This is a genomic window from Dietzia sp. DQ11-44 (assembly GCF_014145205.1).
Taxonomy (GTDB): domain Bacteria; phylum Actinomycetota; class Actinomycetes; order Mycobacteriales; family Mycobacteriaceae; genus Dietzia; species Dietzia natronolimnaea.
In genome coordinates this window covers 1-5,594 of sequence record NZ_JAALEC010000321.1, presented here as the reverse complement: position 1 = coordinate 5,594, position 5,594 = coordinate 1, and the positions used below count along the sequence as shown (strand labels likewise).

General features: G+C 68.3%; 6 protein-coding genes, 1 tRNA gene and 1 pseudogene. 6 read left to right on the top strand and 2 right to left on the bottom strand.

Translation table 11 applies throughout. From position 1 onward, the window contains the following. The 4 genes and pseudogenes from G6018_RS08770 to G6018_RS08755 form a co-directional block, all read left to right on the top strand. A pseudogene (locus G6018_RS08770) lies at positions 1-530 on the top strand (hypothetical protein); the annotation flags it as partial. A gap of 279 nt (positions 531-809) precedes the next feature. Then, a complete protein-coding gene (locus G6018_RS08765; RefSeq protein ID WP_179524675.1) occupies positions 810-1,100 on the top strand; it encodes a DUF485 domain-containing protein in 291 nt (96 codons plus the stop codon). Further along, entirely contained in the window at positions 1,100-2,722 is a 1,623-nt protein-coding gene (locus G6018_RS08760) for a cation acetate symporter (protein WP_179524676.1), read from the top strand. Before G6018_RS08765 ends, G6018_RS08760 begins: the two co-directional genes overlap by 1 nt. 240 nt (positions 2,723-2,962) lie before the next feature. Beyond that, on the top strand, positions 2,963-3,436 hold the full coding sequence (locus G6018_RS08755) for a hypothetical protein (RefSeq protein ID WP_241730590.1): 474 nt from the start codon (positions 2,963-2,965) through the stop codon (positions 3,434-3,436). Positions 3,437-3,517: 81 nt separating this feature from the next. Here G6018_RS08755 and G6018_RS08750 read toward each other — a convergent pair whose 3' ends face one another. Together G6018_RS08750 and G6018_RS08745 are read right to left on the bottom strand one after the other, a co-directional pair. After that, positions 3,518-3,844: a hypothetical protein gene (locus tag G6018_RS08750; RefSeq protein WP_179524678.1), complete on the bottom strand. Its 327-nt coding sequence runs from the start codon at positions 3,842-3,844 to the stop codon at positions 3,518-3,520. Positions 3,845-4,072: 228 nt separating this feature from the next. Then, positions 4,073-4,148, bottom strand: a tRNA-Arg gene (locus G6018_RS08745). A 214-nt stretch (positions 4,149-4,362) separates the two neighbouring features. On the opposite strand from G6018_RS08745, the gene rplM reads away from it, so the two are divergent. Both rplM and rpsI read left to right on the top strand, forming a co-directional pair. Continuing rightward, positions 4,363-4,806 carry a 50S ribosomal protein L13 gene (gene rplM, locus G6018_RS08740; protein ID WP_107748654.1) on the top strand — a complete coding sequence of 148 codons (444 nt, stop codon included), beginning with the start codon at positions 4,363-4,365 and terminating at the stop codon, positions 4,804-4,806. Between the two features lie 113 nt (positions 4,807-4,919). Further along, positions 4,920-5,345 carry a 30S ribosomal protein S9 gene (gene rpsI, locus G6018_RS08735; protein ID WP_259847906.1) on the top strand — a complete coding sequence of 142 codons (426 nt, stop codon included), beginning with the start codon at positions 4,920-4,922 and terminating at the stop codon, positions 5,343-5,345. The last annotated feature ends 249 nt before the right edge of the window (positions 5,346-5,594 follow it).

Below are 5,594 nucleotides of genomic sequence, written 5' to 3'. Positions count from 1 at the left end.
CCGCCGACGCGGGACTCGCGCGGTTCCCCGACGACGCCGCCCTCGGCCTGTGGGCCTTCGGTGGGGACGCGGGTCTGGACGGGCGCCCGTACCGCGAGGTAGCCCCGCTCACCCGCCTCGACGCCCCCACCCCCGAGGGGAGCCACCGCGATTCGCTTGCCGGCGCCCTGGCGTCGCTCCCCGGGCTGGTCGGCGGGGGGACGGATCTCCACCGGACCGTGCTCGACGCCTACGCGGCGGTCCGGTCGGGCTACGACCCCGACATGATCAACTCGATCATCGTGATCTCCGACGGGGCCGACGACACGGTGTCGGAGCTGACCCGGGACGACTTCCTCCTCGCACTCCGGGGCATGGTCGACCCGTCCGAGCCGGTGATCGTGGTGACCGTCGGCCTGCTCGACGACGCCGACCCGGAGACCCTGGCCGAGATCGCCCGGGTGACCGGGGGGAGCAGTCATGTCGCGCAGACGACCGACGAGATCGTCCGGGTGTTCGCCGACGCCGTCGGTCGACGGGGCGGTGCCTGACCCCGACGCCGGCGCCGACCCCCCCCGGATGAGGTGGCTCCGCCCCCCGATAGGGGTGGTGTCACCACCGCGTTTGCCTCCGTCGGCCCCCCGGGGCGGATTGGCCTCGGCAAACCCTTGTGTCCCGTGTCACACTTCTCCAGTCCTAGTCTGTGAGGCGCATCACTACAGAGGTGTGGCTCGAGAGAACTGAAACGGAGGACCTCCGTGTCCCAACCAGCTGATCCCCCGGTGGGAGGATCGTCACGACGTAGCCCGGAAGCGGCTGACTTCGAGGCGATGCACTCCAGCCCGGAATTCCAGGAGTTGCGCAGCAAGTTCAGGGCCTTCGTCTTCCCCATGACGATCGCCTTCCTCGTCTGGTACTTCCTGTACGTGCTACTGGCGGTCTACGCGACCGACTTCATGGCGACCAGGGTCTTCGGGAACATCACCTGGGGGCTGATCATCGGTCTGGCGCAGTTCGTCACCACGTTCCTCATCACGTTCCTGTACATCCGGTTCGCCAACCGGGTGATCGACCCCCGCGCGGAAGCGATCCGCCACGAGCTGGAAGGTGAGGTGGCCTGATGGGCGACTGGCTGATCAACATCCGTGAGCTCACCCCGGGGGAGCAGGTCGGCTCCACTCTGCTCAACATGGTCGTGTTCGGCATCTTCATCGTCGTCACCATGACGCTGGTGCTGCGGGCGTCCAAGTCGACCAAGTCGACCAAGGACTTCTACACCGGTGGCTCCACCTTCACGGGGCCGCAGAACGGGTTCGCGATCGCCGGCGACTACCTCTCGGCGGCCTCGTTCCTGGGCATCGCCGGTGCCATCGCCATCAACGGTTACGACGGCTTCCTCTACTCCATCGGCTTCCTGGTGGCGTGGCTGGTGGCGCTGATGCTCGTCGCCGAGCTGATGCGGAACACCGGTCGGTTCACCATGGCCGACGTGCTGAGCTTCCGTCTCAACCAGCGGCCCGTCCGCATGGCCGCCGCCCTGGCGACTCTCGCGGTCTGCCTGTTCTACCTCATCGCCCAGATGGCGGGCGCCGGCGGTCTGGTCGCCCTGCTGCTCAACATCAACGATTCCACCGGCCAGGCGATCGTCGTCGCGGCCGTCGGGATCCTGATGATCGTCTACGTGCTGGTCGGTGGCATGAAGGGCACCACGTACGTGCAGATGGTCAAGGCCGTGCTGCTCGTGGGTGGCGTGCTGATCATGTGCCTGTTCGTCCTGGTGGCGGCGCGGGGCAACTTCTCGGCACTCCTCGGCGAGGCCGTCGCCAACTCGGGTAAGGACCTCCTCAGCCCGGGTCTGCAGTACGGCGCCACCGAGACCAGCAAGCTCGACTTCATCTCCCTGTCGATCGCCCTGGTCTTCGGCACCGCCGGCCTGCCCCACGTGCTGATGCGCTTCTACACGGTCCCCACCGCCAAGGAGGCCCGTCGCTCGGTCACCTGGGCGATCGCGCTCATCGGGTCCTTCTACCTGTTCACCCTGGTCCTCGGCTTCGGTGCCGCGGCAATGGTGGGATCGGACGTCATCGAGGCGGCGCCGGGTGGCGTGAACTCGGCGGCCCCGCTGTTGGCCTTCGCGCTCGGAGGGGAGATATTCCTCGGCATCATCTCTGCGGTCGCCTTCGCGACGATCCTCGCGGTGGTCGCGGGATTGGCGATCACCGCCTCGGCGTCGTTCGCCCACGACATCTACAACGGTGTGATCAAGCACGGCAAGGCCACGGAGAAGGCCCAGCTGCGCGTGTCCCGGATCACCGTCGTGGTGATCGGTGTCGCGTCCATCATCATGGGCATCGGCGCCATGGGGCAGAACATCGCGTTCCTCGTCGCCCTCGCCTTCGCCATCGCGGCGTCGGCGAACCTGCCGACCATCCTCTACTCGCTGTTCTGGAAGCGCTTCAACACCACCGGTGCGCTGTTCTCCATGTACGGCGGCCTGATCAGCACACTCGTGCTGATCGCGCTCTCGCCCGCGGTCTCGGGTGGCCCGAAGTCGATGATCACCAGTGTCGACTTCTCGCTGTTCCCCCTGTCCAACCCGGGCATCGTGTCGATTCCGCTGGCGTTCCTGCTCGGCATCATCGGCACGTTCCTCGGGAAGAAGGACGAGTTCCCGCAGAAGCGGGTGGAGATGGAGGTCCGCTCCCTCACCGGCGTCGGTGTGGAGAAGACCATCAACCACTGACCCGGCCCACCCGGGCGGAACCGATCCCGACCCGCCCGACCGCGAGACGCGGTCGGGCGGGTCGCGTCGTCGTCCCGGTGCGCCCCGGGGGTCGAACCCCGACCGACGGGAAGTCGGTGGACAAAGGGACTACCCTCGGTGACCACCACACCGATTCGGAGGCGGTCAGAACAGATGTATCCCGGACAGGACGACCAGACGCGGCGCATGGGGCAACCCGACTCGCGCGCGTATTCGCAGATGGGCGGAGACCCAGGGTACGACGAGCCCTACTCGAACGAGGCCGCTTATCAGGAGCGCCGTGAACCCCGCGGTCCCGCGATCGACGTGGGCAAGTTCCTCGGCAGCGTCGCGGCCACGGCACTCGTGGCGGCGATCGCCGGGTGGCTGATCGCCTGGGTGGTGGAGGCGGCGTTCGGCCGCTTCGGCCACCAGTGGGCGAACGGCGGCAACACCCCCACCATGTACGCGGTCTACGGGGCGGTGGCCGCGATCCTGGCCGGGCTCCTCTGGTACCTGCTGCTGGTGGGTACGGCGAACCCGCAGCAGTTCTTCTCGTGGACCGTGGGATTGCTGATCATCGCGGCGGTGGCGCTCCCGCTGCTGGTGACGGTGCCGTTCCTCGACGGGTTGGCCGCGGCGATAGTCCATCTGTTCATCGGCCTGCCGATCCTCGCGTTGACAGGGGCGTTCGCCGCGACCCTGCGACGCTGATCCCCGTGACGCACCCGAGCCCGCTGATGATCCATCAGCGGGCTCGGGTGCGTCCGGCCGGTCGGGCGGCCTACCCGTGACTCAGGCCGCGTGCCTGCAGGTCGGGCAGGAGCAGTCGTCGCACACGCAGTTCGCGCACTCGTGGCGCTCCCCGCAGTTGTCGCACGAGCACACGTTGTGGTTACAGGTCTCGCAGGTGCAGTCGGTACAGGTGCACACCGCGCAACTGTCGGTGCAGTTGTCACACGAGCAGGTGGTGCACTCGTCGTAGTGGCCGTCGTGCTCGCGGTGCAGGTGACCGTCGTGCAGGTAGTCGACGTGATCCTCGTGGACCACGGCCTCGTGACCGCAGCCGGGTCCGTGGGTGTGCGAGTGGGGCTCGGCGTTGGGGTGGTCGGTCACGGTCATCGGTGTCGCTCCTGGTCGTCGCCGGCGTGTCGCCGCCGGGCATGGCTGGCGGATGTCACGGGAGTCGCCGGATCGCTCGCGGGTCGGCACTCGTCCATGGCATGCACAGATTGTCATACGTGCATGTATTGCTGTCAACGGCGTCAGTGGTCCCGTCAGGTCTGGCCGAGAGGCGTCGTGCGGCATCCGCGGTGGTGGGGCGGGCGTCGGATGGTCGGACGCGCGCCGTGGTGCCCTCGAGAGGAATCGAACCTCCGACACCGGCTTTAGGAGAGCCGTGCTCTATCCACTGAGCTACGAGGGCGGGAACCGGGGGAGAGTCTAACTGATCCGCGCCGGTCCCGTGATCGGCGAGTTGGAGTGTCGACAGCCGGGCGGTAGGCTTGGCCGCTGGCGTCCGTGTCGTCCCCGTATCCCGGGATCGACGGACCGCCTCCGCGGGTCACCACCGGCCGCCGCGCGAGGGGGTGGGCGTCCGACAGGCCGGCAGCCCCACTAGACAGACAGAGGTATTGCCTGTGTCCACGTACACCCCCAAGCCCGGGGACGTGACGCGCGCCTGGTACGTCATCGACGCCACTGATGTGGTTCTCGGTCGACTCGCCGTGCAGGTCGCCAACATCCTCCGTGGCAAGCACAAGCCGCAGTTCGCCCCGAACGCCGACACCGGCGACTTCGTCATCATCATCAACGCCGACAAGGTCGCGATCTCGTCCAACAAGCGCGAGCGCGTCATGCACCACCGTCACTCCGGTTTCCCGGGCGGGCTCAAGTCGCAGTCCCTCGGCAAGGCCATGGACACGCGCCCCGACCGCGTCGTCGAGAAGGCCGTCAAGGGCATGCTCCCGAGCAACAAGCTCGGTCGTGCCGTCGCCTCCAAGCTGAAGGTGTACGCGGGCCCCGAGCATCCGCACGCCGCCCAGCAGCCCGTGCCCTACGAGATCAAGCAGGTGGCCCAGTGACCGACGAGAACATCACCCCCGAGGCCGAGCTCGCCGATGACACGGTGGCGGAACTCGCCGCCGAGGTCGCCGAGGACTACAGCGAGGCCGACTACGCCGGCGGTACCGACTACGTGGCCGACGCCGAGACCCAGCTGGCCCCGGTCGTCTCCTCCGGTCCGACGCAGGCGGTCGGCCGTCGCAAGGAGGCCGTCGCCCGCGTCCGCCTCATGCCCGGCTCCGGCCAGTTCACCCTCAACGGTCGCACCCTCGAGGAGTACTTCCCGAACAAGGTGCACCAGCAGCTCGTCAAGTCGCCGCTCGTCCTGGTCGAGCGCGAGGAGCAGTTCGACATCGTGGCGCTGCTCCACGGTGGTGGCCCCTCCGGACAGGCCGGCGCGCTGCGTCTGGCCATCGCCCGCGCGCTGATCCAGTACGCGCCGGACGACCGCCCGGCGCTCAAGAAGGCCGGCTTCCTCACCCGGGACGCCCGCGCCGTCGAGCGCAAGAAGGCCGGCCTCAAGAAGGCCCGTAAGGCCCCGCAGTACTCGAAGCGCTGATCTCCGCGCTCGACACCCCAGAGCAGGCGCCCGCGATCGCGGGGGCCTGCTCTGGCTCGTTTTCCAAGGGACCTCACGGCCGGGGCTATCCTTACCCGGTCCGGAACACCCACCCCCAGTGCGGTGGCGGTCCCACTACCCCGGAGGATCACGCACCATGACCCGACTGTTCGGCACCGACGGGGTTCGCGGACTCGCCAATCGGACGCTCACCGTGGACCTGGCCGTCCGCCTCGGAGCGGCCGCCGC

Excerpts from the sequence above, each read along its gene's own strand:
- G6018_RS08765 (WP_179524675.1), top strand. The coding sequence starts at position 810 with ATGCACTCCAGCCCGGAATTCCAGGAGTTGCGCAGCAAGTTCAGGGCC.
- G6018_RS08750 (WP_179524678.1), bottom strand. The coding sequence starts at position 3,844 with ATGACCGTGACCGACCACCCCAACGCCGAGCCCCACTCGCACACCCAC.
- G6018_RS08760 (WP_179524676.1), top strand. The coding sequence starts at position 1,100 with ATGGGCGACTGGCTGATCAACATCCGTGAGCTCACCCCGGGGGAGCAG.
- G6018_RS08755 (WP_241730590.1), top strand. The coding sequence starts at position 2,963 with ATGGGCGGAGACCCAGGGTACGACGAGCCCTACTCGAACGAGGCCGCT.